This is a genomic window from Streptomyces sp. NBC_01142, assembly GCF_026341125.1.
In the GTDB taxonomy this organism is placed as follows: Bacteria; Actinomycetota; Actinomycetes; order Streptomycetales; family Streptomycetaceae; genus Streptomyces.
Genome location: NZ_JAPEOR010000001.1, coordinates 2,220,128 through 2,239,307, shown reverse-complemented (window position 1 = coordinate 2,239,307; position 19,180 = coordinate 2,220,128). Strand labels below are relative to the sequence as shown.

At 68.5% G+C, this 19,180-nt stretch carries 17 protein-coding genes and 1 pseudogene; 10 read left to right on the top strand and 8 right to left on the bottom strand.

Annotated elements, in window-relative coordinates:
* Window positions 1-15 precede the first annotated feature (15 nt).
* From OG883_RS10225 to OG883_RS10200, 6 genes and pseudogenes are all read left to right on the top strand, one after another.
* The gene (locus tag OG883_RS10225) at window positions 16-621 is read left to right on the top strand and encodes an NTP transferase domain-containing protein (protein ID WP_266537981.1); all 606 of its coding nucleotides are present in this window, start codon (window positions 16-18) and stop codon (window positions 619-621) included.
* 216 nt (window positions 622-837) lie between these two features.
* Window positions 838-2,460: a malate synthase A gene (aceB, locus tag OG883_RS10220; protein WP_266537978.1), complete on the top strand. Its 1,623-nt coding sequence runs from the start codon at window positions 838-840 to the stop codon at window positions 2,458-2,460.
* 112 nt (window positions 2,461-2,572) lie between these two features.
* Window positions 2,573-3,781 carry an FAD-dependent monooxygenase gene (locus OG883_RS10215; protein WP_266537975.1) on the top strand — a complete coding sequence of 403 codons (1,209 nt, stop codon included), beginning with the start codon at window positions 2,573-2,575 and terminating at the stop codon, window positions 3,779-3,781.
* A 405-nt stretch (window positions 3,782-4,186) separates the two neighbouring features.
* Window positions 4,187-4,624 carry a hypothetical protein gene (locus OG883_RS10210; protein ID WP_266537972.1) on the top strand — a complete coding sequence of 146 codons (438 nt, stop codon included), beginning with the start codon at window positions 4,187-4,189 and terminating at the stop codon, window positions 4,622-4,624.
* Window positions 4,625-4,632: 8 nt separating this feature from the next.
* Window positions 4,633-5,670: a hypothetical protein gene (locus OG883_RS10205; RefSeq protein ID WP_266537969.1), complete on the top strand. Its 1,038-nt coding sequence runs from the start codon at window positions 4,633-4,635 to the stop codon at window positions 5,668-5,670.
* A 454-nt stretch (window positions 5,671-6,124) separates the two neighbouring features.
* Window positions 6,125-6,283, top strand: a pseudogene (locus OG883_RS10200) (DUF397 domain-containing protein); the annotation flags it as partial.
* Between the two features lie 250 nt (window positions 6,284-6,533).
* Here OG883_RS10200 and OG883_RS10195 read toward each other — a convergent pair.
* Entirely contained in the window at window positions 6,534-7,451 is a 918-nt protein-coding gene (locus OG883_RS10195) for a fibronectin type III domain-containing protein (protein ID WP_266537966.1), read from the bottom strand.
* 310 nt (window positions 7,452-7,761) lie between these two features.
* On the opposite strand from OG883_RS10195, the gene OG883_RS10190 reads away from it, so the two are divergent.
* Together OG883_RS10190 and OG883_RS10185 are read left to right on the top strand one after the other, a co-directional pair.
* Window positions 7,762-8,091, top strand: coding sequence for a restriction endonuclease fold toxin-2 domain-containing protein (locus OG883_RS10190; RefSeq protein WP_266537964.1), 330 nt, complete (start codon window positions 7,762-7,764; stop codon window positions 8,089-8,091).
* Window positions 8,036-8,482 (top strand): hypothetical protein, encoded by a 447-nt coding sequence (locus OG883_RS10185; protein WP_266537962.1) that lies wholly within the window; start codon window positions 8,036-8,038, stop codon window positions 8,480-8,482. The genes OG883_RS10190 and OG883_RS10185 overlap by 56 nt, the downstream gene beginning before the upstream one ends.
* A 372-nt stretch (window positions 8,483-8,854) precedes the next feature.
* On the opposite strand, the gene OG883_RS10180 is transcribed toward OG883_RS10185, so the two are convergent.
* Window positions 8,855-9,292, bottom strand: coding sequence for a PaaI family thioesterase (locus tag OG883_RS10180; protein WP_266537960.1), 438 nt, complete (start codon window positions 9,290-9,292; stop codon window positions 8,855-8,857).
* Window positions 9,293-9,539: 247 nt separating this feature from the next.
* Here OG883_RS10180 and OG883_RS10175 point away from each other — a divergent pair, with 247 nt between their 5' ends.
* Together OG883_RS10175 and OG883_RS10170 are read left to right on the top strand one after the other, a co-directional pair.
* Entirely contained in the window at window positions 9,540-10,394 is an 855-nt protein-coding gene (locus tag OG883_RS10175) for an IS5 family transposase (RefSeq protein WP_266537907.1), read from the top strand.
* 79 nt (window positions 10,395-10,473) lie between these two features.
* Window positions 10,474-11,583, top strand: a complete 1,110-nt coding sequence (locus OG883_RS10170) for an NADAR family protein (RefSeq protein ID WP_266537957.1) — start codon at window positions 10,474-10,476, stop codon at window positions 11,581-11,583.
* A 62-nt stretch (window positions 11,584-11,645) separates the two neighbouring features.
* Here the strand turns inward: OG883_RS10170 and OG883_RS10165 are convergent, their stop codons facing one another.
* From OG883_RS10165 to OG883_RS10140, 6 genes are all read right to left on the bottom strand, one after another.
* The gene (locus OG883_RS10165) at window positions 11,646-12,227 is read right to left on the bottom strand and encodes a suppressor of fused domain protein (RefSeq protein ID WP_266537954.1); all 582 of its coding nucleotides are present in this window, start codon (window positions 12,225-12,227) and stop codon (window positions 11,646-11,648) included.
* Window positions 12,228-12,259: 32 nt separating this feature from the next.
* Window positions 12,260-12,919 carry an HAD family phosphatase gene (locus OG883_RS10160; protein WP_266537951.1) on the bottom strand — a complete coding sequence of 220 codons (660 nt, stop codon included), beginning with the start codon at window positions 12,917-12,919 and terminating at the stop codon, window positions 12,260-12,262.
* Window positions 12,920-13,118: 199 nt separating this feature from the next.
* On the bottom strand, window positions 13,119-14,321 hold the full coding sequence (locus OG883_RS10155) for an epoxide hydrolase family protein (RefSeq protein WP_266537948.1): 1,203 nt from the start codon (window positions 14,319-14,321) through the stop codon (window positions 13,119-13,121).
* 83 nt (window positions 14,322-14,404) lie between these two features.
* Window positions 14,405-17,113, bottom strand: coding sequence for an MXAN_6230/SCO0854 family RING domain-containing protein (locus OG883_RS10150; RefSeq protein ID WP_266537945.1), 2,709 nt, complete (start codon window positions 17,111-17,113; stop codon window positions 14,405-14,407).
* Window positions 17,114-17,739: 626 nt separating this feature from the next.
* Window positions 17,740-18,366, bottom strand: coding sequence for a hypothetical protein (locus tag OG883_RS10145; protein ID WP_266537943.1), 627 nt, complete (start codon window positions 18,364-18,366; stop codon window positions 17,740-17,742).
* 306 nt (window positions 18,367-18,672) lie between these two features.
* A complete protein-coding gene (locus OG883_RS10140) occupies window positions 18,673-19,158 on the bottom strand; it encodes a hypothetical protein (protein WP_266537940.1) in 486 nt (161 codons plus the stop codon).
* Between the last annotated feature and the right edge of the window lie 22 nt (window positions 19,159-19,180).

Genomic DNA, 19,180 nt, shown 5'->3' with positions numbered 1-19,180 from the left:
AGGTAAGGAGTCCTTATGGCACAACCACCGAAGGAACCGATCGTCGCCGGACTGCTGCTTGCGGCGGGAGGTGGCCGCCGGCTCGGCGGACGCCCGAAGGCGCTGCTCGAGCACCGGGGAAGACCACTGGTCGAGCATGCGGTGCGCGTACTGCGCGAGGGCGGTTGCGGCCCTGTGCACGTGGTGCTGGGGGCGTCGGCCGACCGGGTGCGCGAGCGGGCGGATCTCTCCGGCTGTGTACTGGTCGACAACCCGGAGTGGGAGGAGGGCATGGGTTCCTCGCTGCGCGCGGGTCTGGAGTCCCTGGCCGCCACGGCGGCGGACGCGGCCCTCGTCTCTCTCGTCGACCAGCCGGGGATCGGCGCGGCGGCGGTGGCCCGGGTCCGCGCCTCGTACCGCTCCCCCGACTCGCTCACCGCGGCCGCGTACGGAGGGGAGCGCGGGCATCCCGTTCTGTTCGGCGCGCATCGCTGGAAGGACATCGCGGCGAGTGCGACCGGCGATCGCGGAGCCCGTTCCTATCTGAAGGCCCATGAGGGCGCGCTGTCCCTCGTCGAGTGCGGCGACGTGGCCCAGGCGTACGACATCGACACCGCGGAAGATCTGGCGCACCTTGAGTGAACGGCGTGGCACTCAGAGCCATGGTCTGTCGACTCAGAGAATCTCGATATCAACAAACCATTGAACTTCCACCATGAGGAAACTACTATCCACTGGTCAGAAGCGCCCGACTCTCCAGACGCGCCCGCGACCGCATCTCGGCTCCTGCGGCACCGAGTGCCGTATCTCTGAGCCCGGCGGCCGCCGGGCACCGCCCGCTGAAGGAAGTGACAGCTCATGTCCGCACCAGCGCCGTCCCCGCTGGCCATCGTCGATGCCGAGCCTCTGCCGAGGCAGGACGAGGTACTCACCGACGCGGCCCTCGCCTTTGTGGCCGAGCTGCACCGGAACTTCACGCCCCGGCGTGACGAGCTCCTCGCCCGCCGCGGCGAACGCCGCGCCGAGATCGCCCGCACGTCCACCCTGGACTTCCTTCCGGAGACCGCCGCCATCCGCGCGGACGACTCCTGGAAGGTCGCCCCGGCCCCGGCGGCCCTCAACGACCGCCGTGTGGAGATCACCGGACCGACGGACCGCAAGATGACCATCAACGCCCTGAACTCGGGCGCGAAGGTCTGGCTCGCCGACTTCGAGGACGCCTCCGCTCCCACCTGGGAGAACGTCGTCCTCGGCCAGCTCAATCTGATCGACGCCTACGAGCGCCGCATCGACTTCACGGACCCCCGCTCCGGCAAGTCCTACGCCCTCAAGGCCGCCGACGAGCTCGCGACCGTCGTCATGCGCCCGCGTGGCTGGCACCTGGAGGAGCGCCATCTGCACCTCGACGGCCGGCCCGTCCCCGGTGCGCTGGTCGACTTCGGCCTGTACTTCTTCCACAACGCCAAGCGGCTCATCGAGCTCGGCAAGGGCCCGTACTTCTACCTGCCGAAGACGGAGTCCCACCGGGAAGCCCGTCTGTGGAACGACATCTTCGTCTTCGCCCAGGACTACATCGGCATCCCGCAGGGCACCGTCCGTGCGACCGTCCTGATCGAGACGATCACAGCGGCGTACGAGATGGAGGAGATCCTCTACGAGCTCCGCGACCACGCGGCCGGCCTGAACGCGGGCCGCTGGGACTACCTCTTCTCGATCGTCAAGAACTTCCGTGACGGCGGCGAGAAGTTCGTGCTCCCGGACCGCAACGCGGTGACGATGACCGCCCCGTTCATGCGGGCGTACACCGAACTGCTGGTCCGCACCTGCCACAAGCGCGGCGCGCACGCGATCGGCGGCATGGCGGCCTTCATCCCGTCCCGCAAGGACGCCGAGGTCAACAAGGTCGCCTTCGAGAAGGTCAAGGCGGACAAGGACCGCGAGGCGGGCGACGGCTTCGACGGCTCCTGGGTCGCGCACCCGGACCTGGTGCCGATCGCGATGGCTTCGTTCGACGCGGTCCTGGGCACCAGCCCCCACCAGAAGAACCGCCTGCGCGAGGACGTCTCGGTGGCGGCCGGCGACCTGATCGCCATCGACTCCCTCGACGCCAGGCCGACCTACGGCGGCCTGGTCGCCGCCGTCCAGGTCGGCATCCGATACATCGAGGCGTGGCTGCGCGGCCTCGGCGCGGTCGCGATCTTCAACCTGATGGAGGACGCGGCCACCGCGGAGATCTCCCGCTCCCAGATCTGGCAGTGGGTCAACGCGGGTGTCGTCTTCGAGAACGGCGAGCGAGCCACCCCGGAGCTGGCCCGCAAGATCGCCGCGGACGAACTCGTCGCGATCCGCGCGGAGCTCGGCGACGAGGCCTTCGCGGCCGGCAAATGGCAGCAGGCGCACGACCTGCTGCTGAAGGTGGCCCTCGACGAGAACTACGAGGACTTCCTCACGCTGCCGGCGTACGAGCAGCTGGTCGGCTGACCGCACAGCGGCCGACCGACACAGTCCGGCCGACACCGTCCGGCCGACACAGTCCGGCCGACACCCCCGGTACCGCACAGCACCGGGGGTGTTGCGCTGCGACGATGAGCGCATGCGGAAATTACGGGTTGCCGTTGTGGGCGGAAGCATCGCGGGCTGCGCGGCGGCACTCGCCGTACACCGTGCGGGAGTTGACGAGATCACCGTGTACGAACGGTCCGCGGGGGACCTGGCGGACCGCGGTGTGGGCCTGGCGGTGCACAACGCGCGCTACGCCGAGCTGGAGGCGGCCGGCTATCTGGACGCGGCCATGCCCTGGGTCCAACTGACGCAACGCCGCTGGTATGTCCGCGACGGCGACAGCGGCAATCCCCTCGGCCGCCACATCGGCACGTTGCCCTTCCCGTTCCGTACGTACAACTGGGGTCCGCTGTGGCGGGAGCTGCGCGCGCGGGTCCCTGGCTCGGTGCGGTTCCGTACGGGCACGACAGTCGACTCGGTGGAGGCGTCCGCAACCGCCGCGGAGGTCCGCACTCCCGGACTCACCCAGTCCTTCGACCTGGTGATCGGAGCCGACGGCTACCGCTCGGTGGTGCGGGCGGCGGCCTGCCCCGACGTACGCCCGGAGTACGCGGGCTACCTGGCCTGGCGCGGCGCGTTCCCGGTCTCGCGACTGGCCGACCCCTCCCTCTGGAACACCACTGACTGCATCTATGTGGTCTTCAGCGGCGGCCACATGATCGTCTACCGCATCCCGGACGGCGCGGGCGGCCACCGCGTCAACTGGATCCTCTACGCAACCCCTCCCCCGGGCCTGGACGCCCACCTGACCACCCCCACGAGCCTCCCACCCGGCACTCTCACCGAGGCCCTGCACCACCGCCTCGCTCATATCGCCGAGACCCGGCTCCCGCCCTACTGGGGCGCCTTGATCAGGCAGACCGCCCCTGCGGAGGTCTTCAGCCAGCCGATGTACGACTTCACGGCTCCCCGCGTCCCCACCGACCGTTTCCTCCTCCTGGGCGACGCGGCCGCGGTCGCCCGCCCCCACACGGGCGCGGGCGCGGTGAAGGCCCTCCAGGACGCGACCACCCTGGAATCCGCCTTCACCACGACCGCTGACTGGCGTGCGGCCCTGCGCACATACGACGAGGCCCGCGCCACGTCGGGCCGCACGATGGTGAACCTGGGCCGCAGCCTGGGCCACGCCCTGGTGCAGGGAACCCCGGACTGGCGGACGCTGGACCAGGCGGGGCTGGAGGAGTGGTGGGGCCGGGCGGACGGGGCGGGGGTGTTCGGCGGGCGGGAGCTGAAGCGCTGACCGCGCTCACTGCCTGCAGCGGCACCCCTCAAGAGGTACGGACAGCGCAAGCGCCCGCACTGCGCTGCGCTCGTCATCCGACGTACACGGCAGCCGACGTGCACGCACGTCGAAGTGGGGGCGCACGCACCACGACCAGGGGCACCTACGAGAAGTAGCCGTCGGCGGGCACGGCTCACCGCACACTCGTCGGGCTCGCCGCGCCGTGAGCGCACGGCGGAAGCCGTGCGAGGCCAGCGGCGCGCGGTCCTTCCATACGCGACACATACGAAGAACATACGAAGCACATACGCAGCGGATACGCCGCCCCACGACGATCGAGCCGACTCGTCGGATAGCGTGCATTTGCGGGCCCCTACGGACGGCGAACGGGCGCCCGCTCAGCGTGCGTTGAACGGGGGAGACATGTCTTTTGACGACGAGTGGGCCCAGCACATGGCGACGGCGAAAGCGGAGCGCGCCACACAAATGCGGCTCAATCAAGCCGACGACGGCGGAGGCCAGGGCTCCAAGAAGAAGCTTCATGTGACACCTTCCCTCCTCCGGGGCCGCGCGGAAAGAGCTGAGCACAAGGCATCCAAGGAATTCCGTGACGCCCACACGATCGCAGTGTCGAAAACCTCCGAGATATCCGGATCCATGAAAGGTTTCTCCTCTGACGAGGCGTTCACCGAATTTATTGATTCCTGGAAGAAGGGCGTAAAATACGTAAGCGGCCAGATCGGAAACGAAGGGCTCGCGAAGGCTCTGAGATCATCGGCGAATTCCTTCGGGAACGAGGAGGAGGAGCGAAAGAAGAGCTTCCGTGGTGAGGGCACTTACAAACCGGGCGACGTCATTTAGGGGGCGGCATGTCGCTGACCTACACAGACCTCAAGACTGTGAATCTGGACAAATTTTCCGCAGCTGTTGACGCCTGGGCAAATTCACCCAAACTCGTTCATCAATCCGGCTGGACCTTCAACAACGAGGTGGCGAAAGGACTCCGGGAATCAGACTGGGAAGGCGAGGCGGCTGAAACGGCCTTCACAGCGCTCAACGGAATAAGAAATCAGATAGACAACGCGGAGAGCGAGGCAGGCAGCGTCCATAAATTTTTGAACAACTGTCTCAATTCATTTCGCTCCGCGAAGGGGGAACTCGACAACATCACGAACGGCCTGGAGGGCCACGAACACCTCTTGGTGAATCCGAACGACGGGTCGGTCTTTGTGGACCCCAACAGGGTGAAACCGGATGACATTGGCGACCTCAGAAAGGCCTACGAGACTACCATTTCCTCGTACAAGGAAAGAACGCGCCAGGCTCTTGAAGATGCCGATCAAACGGACTCAACCCTCCGTTGGGCACTGCGGGACATGAGCGACAGTTACGACATCGGATTCCTGCCGACCGCCCCGGTCTCCCTTGCAGAGGCACGACAGATACGCAGGGAACGCGGACAGGAGAGCGGAAATAGGATCTCCCTCAAGGAGCTCTCCGACAAGGAGATCCAAACCAGGCTCGACAACGCGTCACGAGGCAAGTTCGGCAGCGGCACCATCAAGCCGGTCGCCGAGTTCATAGGTTACAGATCCTGGCTGAACAGCGCCGACAGCGTACAGAAGAGGGACTGGGCCAATGCAAGGTCGTACTTCATCGGTGGCACGCCTGCCTTTGCGGCCGGCATGGGGTCCTCGCTGCTGGAGACATCCGGCGGCGGCGGAAGGCACCGCCAGCCGACCCTGGTGAATAAGGTTGGGAGTTTCGGAGGGAAGGTCTTCGGATTCCCTGCCAGTGTCGTCGCCACAGGTCTGGATTTCTATTACACGCCGGCCCAGAATGCCTCGGAGCGACCCGATGCAAAGATTATGGCTCCCAAGGACCCAGGACGAGTACATTGGAAGTAGAGCGCCTGGAAACAGGGAGGATAACATGACCGGTCCGGGCAGAAGGCTTCTCGTCGACGGATTGTTCGGAAACCACAGAACGCTCATCCTTGGCGTCCTTGGAGCGTTCACCGGAGTCGCAGGTTCCATCGCTGGAATTTCGAGTGGTTCGGGAATCCTTCAAATCCTGGCGTTCACCGGTATCGGCATTCTGGGGTTGTTTCTCGCGACCGGATACATAGTTGCATATTCGAGGCGACCGAAGGCGCCGAGACGCCATCGGTGACATCGATTCGCCGGACGGTCCTTGCCCACGCGGCGCCAACCGAAGAAGTCGCACGCTTGATCAGTTCATACTGGGAGATTCCCGGGCATTCCACCGCAAGCTCGAAGAGGGCCGTATACCGTTCCGCCGCCGGGGCGATGTAGGTAATCTTGCGGGGCATCTGCCGGGCCGGGCCAGCTGGAGCAGATCCTGGCTGCACGGGCATCGTCGCAACGTCGAATCCAAGTGCTTCCGATCGAAACGGGGTCGGGCGGCGAGTGCGTTGAGGCCGCGGCCCGCCCCGGCACCATCCACGTCCGCGATTCAAAGGACAAGGCAGGGCCGACCCTGCGCGTCGCTCCGAGGGCTGGACGGCCCTCGAGGAGCTCGCCGCGCAAGGCTGAGCGCACACGAACGAAGGCGCCTCGCCACGGAAGCGATCCGGTGGCGGGGGCCCACTTTGAACGTGCCTGTACGCGAGCCTTAGTTGGCCTTCTTCGCCCGACCTCCACGCCGCCGAGGACGGTGCTTCCATCACGCCGTGAGCCAGGCATTTCCCTGGACGGATCCGGATACGGGACAAGCTGCGCGAGCCCGGAAGACAGACCGCGGCAGTGGGCTAGCCGATCACCACCGTGCGCTGCGCGGAGAAGTCACCCCACTTCCCGTCGGGGAGTCTGGCGCGGAGCTTGACGCTGTAGCGGGTGCCGGGCTTGTCCGTGACCGCGAAGGTGTACGTCGCAGTCCCGGCGGGAGGCGCGGCACCCCAGACAATGGTCGTGGCCAACTTGCCGTTCAGGAAGAGCTGGTGCTCCTTGACCGGGCCGCCCGTCCCGGGTGGGGTCCACGTCAGATCGACGTTCCTGTTCCGGGCGATCGCCTTCAGGTCTGTGGGCGCGGTGCTCGGCACCTCGTCGCCGGGCGCGGGAGCGGTGGTGAGGTCCACCGCATTGCTGTCGGGCGAGGAGTTCTCGGCGGCGTCACGCGCCCGGACGGTGAAGGTGTAGATGGTGCCGGGCCGCAACCCGGTGAGGCGCGCGGTCGTCTCGGCGCCGAGCACGCTGTGAATGCGGGAATCCTCCTGGTAGATGTCGTACGAGCTGACCCGGATGTTGTCGGCGGCCTTTTCCCAGGTGAGGGTGGCCGCACGGCCTCCGTCGGCCTTGCCCCGCAGCTTGGCCGGCCGCGTCGGCGCCTTCTTGTCCTGCGGCGTGGGGGCCGGGGTGGTGACGGCGATCGCGGCACTCGGCTTCGAGAGATTCCCGGCGGCGTCCCGCGCCCGCACGGTGAAGCTGTACACGGTCTTCGGGCTCAGCCGGTCGATGTCCACCATCTGCTGGGTGGCCGGCAGCCTCTTGACCCTGGCGCCCTTCTGGAACACCTCGTATCCGGCAACCGCCTTGTCGTCGATGGCGTGCTCCCACATGAGATGAACGGACGTGGCGCTGCCCGCCTGGGCGGTCACCCCGGAGGGCGTGCTGGGGCTCGTGGTGTCCTTCTCCTCACCGCCGCAGGCCGTGAGGAGAAGCGCGGCCACGCAGGCCGACGCAAGGTGTGTGGGGGGACGTTGCACGGTCGGGCCTCCACGGACGACGGCAATGGTCCAGACCTATATCCCACAGGCCGGGCTCGCCCACAAGGGGTGCCGTCGGCGCGGCTCACCGTTCGCGGGACGGGAAGCGGAGCCCGGCCGTGCGTTCCCGTTCTCGGACCGGTGGGATACCGGCCTCTGAAGGGGCCGCGTGCCCAGCCGATTTCGCTGCCGATGCCGCCCACCTGGCTCAACTCCTTGCGCCCCGGCGATGTGTCCGGGGGCGGCACCCGCCGAGGTGGCCTATCAGAAGCGTGTGGCCGGCTACCCCGAGTACGAAGTGCCGATCCGCCCTGGAATCAGCCTGAACAACACCCTGATGGTGGACGGTTTCCGGGACAGGGACAGCATGGCTGTCGAGGCCAAGTACGACTTCCTCTACGAGAAGGACCGCAAGGAAATCATCACATATAACTCGGCTCTCAACGACCCTCGGAACAGGCAGGTGCGAGGAGTGGAGACGGTCACCAACGCTATGCGCGTTACCAGCCCTGATACAACAACACCATCCCTTCTGGAACACATAGGCCATGGAAGCAGCCGAACTCGCAGAACTGCGGACCACGTATATCTTCACGCCCATTGAAGGCGATACCTGGGGACTGACCTACGAGCTGGTGGAGACCAGGCTGCGCGAGCGCGATCCCGACGCGTTCGTGCGTCTGCAAGCAGATCAGGACGGACCGGTGCGCGGGTCGGCTCTGTACTTCGGTTTCACGTTGGGCGAGGAGAAACTGGAAGGAACCTCCAAGCTCGCCTTCGAGGGGATCTCCTTGGAGCACTGCACGGCGCATGCCGCAGCGGAGTTCGTCCGGTGGTTGGGCAACCACATCGTCCCCGAGGGCAGGGCCATCACATTCAACACGGAGTGGGGCCTGGAGGCCGGCCTGCCGGACACCGCGGTTCCCGATGTCCCGCGGCCACGAATCGTCGCAAGCTTCCTGGCGCACCTCGAAGCCACCGGTTTCCTGGACTGACCACGGCACACCATGCTGTCCGCCGGCCCGGCCAGGGCGGGACTAGAGACGCATACAATTGTCGGACGCCTGCGGCACGCAACATCCGGGCGATCACCCCCCAGTCCCAGCGGACCAGCGGGCCAACCGCAATCGTCGCGGCCCCGCGGAGCATCGACCTGGTGTGGGCCCCGGTCCTGCGTTGACGCCGGGACGGCGACGGGGTTACGGGCCAGGCCCTCCTGCCAGTCGAACGCGTAGAGGTCGGCGCGGGCGGCGTCCAAGGGTCCAGCACGGCCTGAAACAAGTCCCGTTATCTCTTATCTCTTGGGCGGTATCAGGACCTGAACCGTGAGCGCCTGGCCGTGGGTCGGGGCTGATCGCCCATGACCATTAACGGATGGTCTGGATTCGCGCGGTCGCGGTCGCCACAGCCACCGGCCTGCTGTCGGGGCCGATGAGCTCACCGGCAAGAAAACACACGTCCTTGCCACGCTGCACGACCCTGCCACGCCCCAGAAGCCGTCCAGGGCGGGCGGGACGAAGGAATTGAACGTGGAGATCGAGAGTCGGCGCAAACTGGTTCTCCGGCAACGTCGCGACCAGCGCCGGGCCCAGGGTGTCGTCGAGCATCGCAGCCAGGAACCCGCCCTGGATCACGCCCACAGGGTTCGTGAACTGATCACCTGCCTGAAACGCCACCTCGATGGTCCCCTGCTCCGGGTCCACCCCGAGCAGTTCCCAGCCGAGAACCACCGCTGCGGGTGGCGGCGGGACCCGCCCCGCCAGCACATCCCAAAACAACCCACGCCTTTGCGTATCCCTCTCCATGAGCCACATTGAACAGGCCGCCACTGACAGCCACATGAGGCCGGCCCCTCGACGATCGGTAGGCGAACCACCAACCACATCGGAGCTATTCGTCCAGGTGCCAGATGGCGCCGGTCAGCGCGAGGGTTCGCTGCATGATGCGGCCGTACACGTCCCAGCAACGCGGACAGCGGACGGGGACGGGCATCCCTGAGAGCGTGTCTGAGATCCGCCGTATCGGCTGTATGGGTGACTCGTTGAGTGGTGTGTGAGTGCTGCTGGGGATGGTTACCCGTCTGATCTGACGGATGAACAGTGGGCGTTGATTGAGCCGTTGCTGCCTGCTCCAAGGACGGGTCGCAAGGGCGGGCGGCGGGAGAAGCACCCGCGTCGGCGGATCGTGGACGCGATCTTGTACTTGGCGCGGACCGGGTGCCAGTGGCGGTATCTGCCCAAGGATTTCCCGCCCTTCCAGACGGTGTACTGGTACTTCACCTGGTGGCACGACGACGGCACCGTGGAGCGCGTCCACGACGCGCTGCGGGTCAAGGTCCGCGAGGCCGACGGCCGTTCCGCTGAGCCGTCCGCGGGCCTGGTCGACTCGCAGTCCGTGCGGGCGGCCGACACGGTGCCGAAGTCCACCAGCGGCTTCGACGCGGGCAAGAAGACCAAGGGCCGCAAACGGTTCATCGTCACCGACACCCTCGGCCTCCTCCTGGCCGTGCACGTGCTGGCCGCAAGCGTCCAGGACCGCGACGGAGCCAAGCGCTCCCTGCTGTGGACCCGCCTGGACCACCCAACCATCGAGAAGATCTGGGCCGACCAGGGCTTCGCCGGCCGACTCGTCGAGTGGTCCTCTGCCGTCTTGCACCGCACGCTGGAGATCGTCCGCAAGGACCCCGGACAGCGCGGCTTCAAGGTCCAGCCGAAGCGCTGGGCGGTGGAGCGCACGTTCGCCTGGATCACCACACGCCGCCGCCTGGCCTGCGACTACGAACGCAACCCGGCCCACTCCGAAACCATGATCCGCTGGGCCATGACCGACCTGATACTCCGCCGACTCACCCGAGGCCGACCCGCCACCCGCCAAGGACCCCGACCACTACGGAAAATCACCCCGTAACCCGATCTCAGACACGCTCTGAGACCGGCGGAGCAAAATGCACCGGCGACCCGCCTGCCGGGTCCGGCACAATGGCGCGATGATCGGCAACAAGATCACCTACCGCATGGCGGACGGCATACGCATACCCGGGACCTGGCGGCACGCCTTCATCCGCAACGGCGACTACCACCTCACCGACCTGTTCATCTACGCGGACGGCCTCATCGACTGCTGGGGCCTGGTCACCCTCGACGAGTTCGAGAAGAAGCTGCGTTGCGGCCGGGTCGCCACCGAACTCCCGGACGGCGGCAGGGCGTCCGGCCACGAGCTGGCCGCTTGGACGTTCAGCGAGCCGCGGACCTGGCTCACCCCCGAGCTGCTGCTCGCAGAGGTGCGGGACACCATCGACCAGCTGAACGACCGTCCCGACTCGACGGAGCGGTGCCTGGCCGCCGTTGACGCGTTCCTCGCCGACCGGACCGAGGAGAGGCGGGCCGCCGCCCGCGCCGCCTACCTCACCATCCCCAGGACCCAGCGCCACTACGCGCTCGGCGACATGGACCGGAAGGACTGGCCGCTCCAGGTCCTGCTGGCCGGGCCGGGCGGGCAGGTGGACGCCTGGCCGGACGAGCCGGTCACACAGGAGACGTACGACGAGGCGGTCGCCTACTTCGAGGACCGGGCGAGGTGGATCGCCGAACGGCGCTCGCGGGTCCCGGCGGACGGACCGGCGACCTCGTTCGCGCCGGCCGTCCATCTGCCCCACTCGTATCCGCTGAAGCCGTCGGACGACCCGGGCAAGCAGGGACTGCGCCACGACTATCCTGCGCCTGTCGATGTCGACGGCGTCACCTATCCCAGCGTCACCCACGCGTACTGGGCCCTGTCCACCACCGACCCCGACGCCCGGGCCGCAATCGCATGCGCCGAGACAACTGCGGCCGCCTGCGGGCTCGCCGATGTCACCCGCCGCGACGGCTGGGAGCAGGCGCGTGTCTCTGTCATGACCGGCCTGCTGCGGGCCAAGTACACCCAGCATCCCTACCTGGCCGAGGTCCTTCTGACGACCGGCGACGCCACCCTGATCTACAACGACGCCGACTCCGGCTTCTGGGGCGACAACGCCGGCCTCGGCCGTAACTGGTCGGGCCGTCTCCTGGAACTCATCCGCTCCGAACTGCAGGCGCGACGAGCCGGGATCGGGTAACGGACGGGCCGGGACTCAGGACCGGTCAGGGGGCGCGGCGGGTCGATTCGAGTGGCCCGCCGTCATCCCTGCACGGTCGGCGGCGCGAAGATGTTCCGTGCATCGAGCAGGTCGCTGAAGAACGCCTCCGGGTGCACCGACAGCGCCCGCGTCCGTTCCGCGTCGCTGATCGGCACGACGTTGATCACCCGCACGGCGTCCGTCGTGGTGGCGATCGAGCCTGCCCGTCCGCCCCACGGTCCGGCCAGGAAGACACTGCGGCAGCCGGGGAAGGTCGGAACGTCGTCGTCGAAGCTCACGGTCTCGCCCCAGCCGAGCGGCCGCCCGACCGTCCAGGGATACGTCGCCAGGTTCGCCAACTGCCTGGCGATGAGCCCCTGATCGCGCGGTTCCACGGCGCCTTGCCGAAGCAGGCGGAGCTCGGCCCGGCCGCCGGCCCGGCCGTCACGCGGTGCCATGGGCTCGACCGACATCCCGACCGTCGCGAACACCGTGGTGATCGAAGGGGCTGCCGCGCCGTAGACCATGACGTCGATCCGGTCGAGCGGGAGCGGGCCGTTGTCGAAGGTGATGCCGGTGTCCTCCTCGCCCAGCTCGGCACGCAAGGCATGGAAGACGTCACGGAGGATGGAAGGCGCGGGCATGCGGTCGACTCTATCCGGCGGGTCGCCCTGCCTCAGCAGGTGATGGCCGCCAGCAGCTCGGGCAGCTTGCGCATGTCGTCGAACACCGTGGTGTCGGGCCCCTCCAGCCGCGATGCCGGAGTCAGTCCGCCGCAGTAACCGAAGGCACGCATTCCTGCAGCGCGCGCTGCCTGGAGTCCGTAGGCGCTGTCCTCGATCACCACGCACCGCGCCGGCTCCACGCCCATGGAGCGGGCGGCGTGGAGAAAGAGATCGGGTGCGGGTTTGCCCCTCGGTACGTCAACGGCACTGAAAATACGCCCCTCGAAGCGTTCGCTCAGTGCGGCGATCTCCAGGCTGCGGCGGATGCCGTCATGATGGCCGTTCGATGCCACGCACGTGGCCGTGGTGAGGCCGTCCAGGGCCTCCGTGATGCCGTCGACTGCGGTCAACTCCGCGGCGAAGGCAGCCTCGTACAGATGCTCGTACTCATGCTGCCAGTCCTTCTCCAGACGCCGCCCGAGACGCTCTTCCACCGCGGCCGTGTAGACCTCGGTCGACGAGCCCACGAACTGCTCGATGATCTCGGCCTCGGTGAACGCGACCCCCAGATCGGCCGTGATCAACGCATCGATCTTGACGCATATCCGCTCGCTGTCCACGAGCACGCCATCGCAATCGAAGATCACCAGCTCCACGCTGCCCTGTGTCATGAGCGGCAGCCTAGAGGGGGCCCTGGGGAGTCGGGAAACCACCGGTGCGCCTCAGGACCGAGGGCGAAGTGGCGCGGTACGCCCGCGCGACCGCGTACACGAGGGCGGTACGCCCACGTACATGAGGGCGGTACGCCCGCGTACACGAAAGCGATGCGCCCGCGTACACGAGCCGCGCGCCCGCGGGCTCCGCCGGCGTCTATTCAGGGGCAGGCTCGCTGAGCTTCCGGAAGAACGTCCTTATGTCGCCGACCAGCAAGTCCGGCTGTTCCATAGCTGCGAAGTGGCCGCCCCGGTCGTACGTCGTCCACTGCACGATGTTGTTGGTCCGGTCCGCGATGTGCCGCAGCGGGATGAAGTTGTCCCGGGGGAAGTCGGCCAGGGCGGTCGGTGTCGCCGACGGCTCGGGTGGCGTGCCCCAGTAGTCGGCATGCGCACGCTCGTAGTAGACGCGGGCGGATGAACCCGCCGTGCCCGTCAGCCAGTACAGCATCACGTTCGTCAGCATCTGATCACGCTTGACGGCGTCCTCCGGGTATTCCCGGGAGTCGGTCCACTCCTTGAACTTCTCTACGATCCAGGCCAGTTGGCCCACCGGCGAGTCGGTCAGGCCGTAAGCCAGGGTCTGTGGGCGGGTGGACTGGATGTCGGCGTACCCCTGACGGTCACGACTCCACATCCGCATGCGTTCCCAGGAGGCCAGCGCGCGCTCGCGCTCGTCCGCGCCCAGCTCGCTCAGCTCCTCGGCCCCGGGCTCCTCTGTCGCGGCCGAGTTCGGCAGCAGGTTCAGGTGTACGCCGATGACCTTGTCCGGCCGTGTGCGGCCGAGCTCGCGGGAGACGGCCGCTCCCCAGTCGCCGCCCTGGACCCCGTACCGCTCGTAGCCGAGCCGCTCCATCAGATGCGCGAACGCGGCGGCGACGCGCCGGAACTCCCAGCCTGTCTCCCTGGTCGGACCGGAGAGCCCGAACCCGGGGATGCTCGGCAGTACCAGGTGGAATGCGTCGGCCGGGTCGCCTCCGTACGCTCGCGGGTCGGTGAGCGGGCCGACGACCTCGGCGAATTCGACGATCGAGCCCGGCCAGCCATGGGTCATCACCAGTGGCGTCGCGTCCGGTTCGGGTGACCGGATGTGTGCGAAGTGGATGTTCGCCCGGTCGATCGTGGTGGTGAACTGCGGCCACTCGTTCAGTCCGGCTTCCGCCGCCCGCCAGTCGTACTCGTGCCTCCAGTAGTGCACAAGCTCCTTGAGGTAGTCGCGCGGGATGCCGTATGCCCAGCCCACACCGGGCAGCTCGTCCGGCCAGCGGGTGCGGTCGAGGCGCTCATGGAGATCGTCCACCTCGTCCTGGTGGATGCCGATACGGAACGGGTGGATGCTCTCGTCAGCCAAGGTCGTCATGTCGGCGAATGCTACGTCCGGGTACCCGCAGGCAAACTCGGCAGGCGTCAGGCGATGCGTGTCCCCGTCCCGCGGGCCACCCGTCACCGGAGACCACCGGTCACCGAGGGGAGAGGGGCAAGGGCCGTGACCATGTCGGCGGCGGCGAGCAGACGCACCCGCCCGGCGTCCTGGTCCAGCGGGTACAGGGCGAACACCTCGCTTCCGTCGGGCAGTTCCAGGTCGCCGCGGAGCAGGTAGGCCAGCTGCGGCCCCACCGTAGGCCCGTCACCGTCACCGTCGTCGCCTGCGCCTGCTCCCGCGCCCGCGCCCGCGCCCGCGCCCGCGCCCGCGCCCGCGCCCGCGTGAGCATCCCTGTCGGGCGAGCCGATCCGGGCGGCGAAGCCCGCCACCTCCTCGCCGTCCCGCCGCCGGTACACACTCCGCGAACCGTCCGTGTGGCGCAGGACGACCGTGGCCGCCCGGGCCGCGGCCTGCCACAGCGCCAGCTCACCCAGGCCGACGCGCGAACCCGAGGCGAACAGCTCCGTCAGCCGATGGGCGAGGGTGGCCAGCGCGTGGGCGTGCCGCCATACGGCGTGGTGCGTACCGGTGACCCCCTTGACGACGTCGAGCCAGCGCATGGTGCGCGTCTGTACGTCGATGAGCAGCGGCACGCAGGCGCGGCTGCTGCCGGTGAGGTCGAAGCGCTGCTCGACGGAACGCGGAGCGAACACCGGCCCCCGGTCCCCGGGTTGGTCCCGCAGCATGAGCCCGGCGAAGGCTTCCGCCAGGTCACCGAAGGGGACGTTGTTGTACGAGTAGACGACGGCGACGACGTATCGGACCCCGGCGGCGCCGAGCCGCTCCAGGTCGAGGTCCAGGAACTCGCTGGCGCCGAGCGGAGGCGGCGCGTCCTGAAGGTCTCCGGAGTGGACCGCGGCCTTGCCCGCGTACCGCAGGTGGGTGTAGTCGCACACCCCGACGTGCTGCCACTCCGCGTCGAACATCGCGGCCGACAGGTCCAGGTCGGTCCTTCCCGAGGTGGGGCTCTCCATCCAGTGGAGGAACAGGCGCAGCGTCCTGCCGTCCGGTACGGCGAGTTCGCTGCCGCGCGGGAGTGTCACCAGAGTTCGGGACGCGGTCCGTTCGGTGAACGGCGCGACGACACCGTCCAGCGCGGCGTCGACGACCGCCACCTCCACGGGTTCCGCCTGTCCCGCCCGGCGCAGCATCTCCGCCGTCAACACGTCGACCACGGGCCGTACGACGGTGGTGGGCAGCGGCGGCCTGTCGTCGTCGATCACGTGGGCCTTCGCCGCGCCCTTGGGGAAGAACACCCGTGCCACCGTCTCCCGGGTCCGGGTGCGGATGGCTCCGAGCGCGGACAGCAGGACGGCCGGCGCCACCCGCGGAACCGCTCGCTCCAGCGCGGAGACGACGGCGCGGGCGCCGGCGCCGTCATCTTCGCGCTCGCAGGTCAGCCGCAGCAGGTGGTCGAGGCGGCGGACGAGTTCGCCCGGCCGCCGCTCGAGGAGCGTGAGCGCCCGGGTGAGGTCGCGGGCCGCGAGTGCGCCCTCGACCTGGCCGCTCCAGCTGTGCGCCGTGACCGTCGGGCCGGTGGCATCGACGCCGTCGACGCTCTCCGCCGCCTTGCGCAGGGCGGCGGACAAGGCGTCGTCGCCCAGCCGGGTGCCGCGCAGCGCGGCGAAGGCGAGCGCCGCGCGCGGGAACCGGTCCGTGTGCTCGAAGGGGTGCAGGAGTTCCGCCGCGTGGATCCATGCCCGGCGGTACCGCCGCATGTCCTGGGCCGCCTGTGCCGGGGCGAGCGTGTCAAGGACGGACAGCAGGGCGCGGCGCAGGGGCCGGGGTACGGGGACGAAACGCGGAATCTCGACGAGTCCGGCGTCTCCACCGGAGCGGACCGCGAGCAGGCGCAGCACATCGGTGGCGGTGTCGATGAGCCGGGCCGCGACGGGAAGGGCGGCCGGCATGGCCGCGGAGTCGGCAAGCAGCCAGGCGACGAGGCGGGCCTTCGTCTCCCGGCCCGGCACGGTGTCCGGCAGCCTGTCGAGGCCGTCGCGGGTCCTGGCTGCCAGCAGAGCCTCCAGGTCGTCGGTGTCCTGGGGGCTGAGAGCACCGGTGCGTGCAAGCAGCGTGTCCAGTTCGCGGGCCGCGTCGACCTGACGACTCGCCAGGTCACCGCCGTAGGACAGAAGGCGCAGCCGCGTGGGAGGTGCGGCGCGACGGAACAGCTGCCGACGCGGGCGCTTGGGGCGCAGAAACGGATCAGACGGGTCGATACGGCGCTCGCACACGGGGCACGCCGAGAAGTCGGCGCCGTCGAAGCACGAGCCGCACACCAGGTGGGCGCAGGGCGAGACGGGCACGACGGAGTCCACCGTGCCGCAGAGCACGCACGGCTGCTCCGGGCGTTGGAACAGCACGGCGAGCACACGGTCGACGTAGTGGGCGCAGGTGTCGTGCGGGGTGCTGTCCGGGAAGTCGCGCAGCAGGGGCACGTGCGGGCTGTCGGCGCCGAGGGCGCTGTCGATATCGTGGAGCAGTGCCCGGCCCATCGCTCCCATGGCCCGCGCGTCGAGCGCCGCAAGTGCGGCGCGCAGCGGCGGGGCCAACAGGTAGCCCCGGTCGACGAGGGCAGCCTCGAGCAGTGCTGCGCCGCTGTCACCGGCCGGATCCGAGACGACCGCCGGTGTCGGCAGATACACGGCTCCACGGCGCGACAGGAGCACGGCGGCGAGGGCTCGCGGGCGGGCGGTGGTGGTACGGCTGGTGACCTTGGTGCTGGACACGTCTTTTCTCCCCCTCCCGGATGACCGGGTGATGCGCGGGGCGGGAATTGAGCACGCTGATTCATCAGAAGAAGTGAGAAGGAAGCACACTCGGGAGCCGCCCCGCGCCCCGTGAACCTAACAGGCGCCGGGCCTGCGGCTCATCCTGTTTTCCGGGCGTGCGTCGGCCCGTGAGCGAAGCCCTCCCGTTCACCACCGAGTGCCCTCGCACGGCCCGGAACCGGGCGGGAGCCGCGGCACCGGCGGCCCGCGTCAGGCTATGCATGTTCCCGTCCCGGTCACCCGCGCGCGGATGCGACGCCGGGCGACTCCCCCCAGGAATTCCACGAGCATGCCGCTCCGGATCCGGACACTGCCGCACTGCGGAGTGACAGAGCGCCAAGATCACCCCGGAGCACGAGGAGGGTAAACGGCGCCGCTTCGACCGGGACTTGGATGGCGAGACCGCTGCTTCGACCTGCACGGCCGCTTCACTCCGGGGATCGGCCGGCTGTATTTCCGGTCCCTACGCGAGGAGGGCGCCCTCCTCGCGTACATCGGGCGGAAACTGGGAAGCTGACGCGGATGGCCGAGCGGGGCAAGTCGGTGCCGGCCTTCGCCGACGCATATCCCGTTCCGGCCGCAGGCTATTGCCCGCTCGTCGCCGGGGGCGGCGTCAGGCCCGGCTCGATGGTCGACCGCACGTAGAAGCGCGTAATGCCCGGCTTGAACTCGTGCGCGAAGAGGTCGACGCAACGGTGCAGGTACTTGCCTTCGGGGGTGCTGAGGTCATCAGGGCAGATGTTGATCCTCCGCAGCCCTTCGACGAGCGTCTCCGGCTCCGGCAGGTCGAGGTGGGCAAAGGCGGCCGCGGGCCGGAAGTCCTTCTTCTCGGGGTGGAAATTCCGGATCATCTCTGTGTCTCCCGGGATCAGTCGGGAGGTGTAGGCGTCCGCCGCCTCACTGGGGAGGGTGAAGGACAGCAGCCCTGTGTCGTAACTGAGGCCGGTCTTGCACCCGGCCCGCCGGTCCGAAGCCTTCTCCGGCATGCGGATGCCGATCTGCTCACTCATCCAGGCGGGCGTGGCGCCGCCTTCCCAGCAGCAGTTCATCTCCTTGTCGGTCTGGTCCGACGACACCTCGTCGGCAACATACGCGAACACGCCGACTGCCGCGGCAACACAGGCGATTACCGCCAGCACCACGACACCAAGGAACTGCAGGCCGCGACGTGCAGCCCGCTCGCCGGAGGATTCACTGGTGGGGCTGTCCATGGGGGGACCTCTACCGCCCTTTCTGCTGTTCACGCCCGGGATCCGTACGCCCGCTCGCTGCTGTTCGTCGCCGCGACGCGGGCCCGGGACAGTCTCGGCATCTCTGGCACGGCAGCCCGCGCCAGTTCCTGAAGCCACTGCTGCCCGCCCCGACATCGTTAGGGCCGCTGCACGCTCGAACAGGCTGCGTGAGCGCGCCCCGGACGAGTTCGTCCGCGTGACGCAAGAGCCGGGCGGTGCCGCGGTGGGCAGCACGCACAATCTGCCTCATGGGCAAGCCCGCCGCGGCCCTCGTCGTGCCGGACGTCAGATGCCCATCGAGGCCATCTCGATGACGGACCGGTAGTTCGCAGCGGCAGTGACCACGCAAGCCCGGTACGTGCGGTTCTCCTTGACCACCAGGAAGTAGTCCCGGATCTGCTTCCAGTAGCTGCGCAGATACCCCGGGCCGGGGAAGAACGCCGGCGGGCGCGGGACCAGGGCGAATGCCTTCGAGCACTCCAGGATCTCGCCCGTCACGTGTGACAGGACGGCCTCGACCTCGGCGTTCATGTTCCACCCCGCGGCCAGTTGTGGCGTCCAGATGGAGCCCGCCACCTCACGCAGATGCGCCTGCTCCTCCGGTGTCGGGTCGCTCTGCACGACCAGTGTCACCGGCCTTGCGCCGGCGTCGCCGCGGTCGGCGGCGCCGATTTGCGCCTGCGCCGCGCCGCTCACCGCTCCGACGGCCAGCATCGCCGTGGCGGCGACCAGCGCCACACCGGGCAGTAAGCGGGCTCTGCCTGCCTTCATCGCTACCCCTCCCCATGCACAC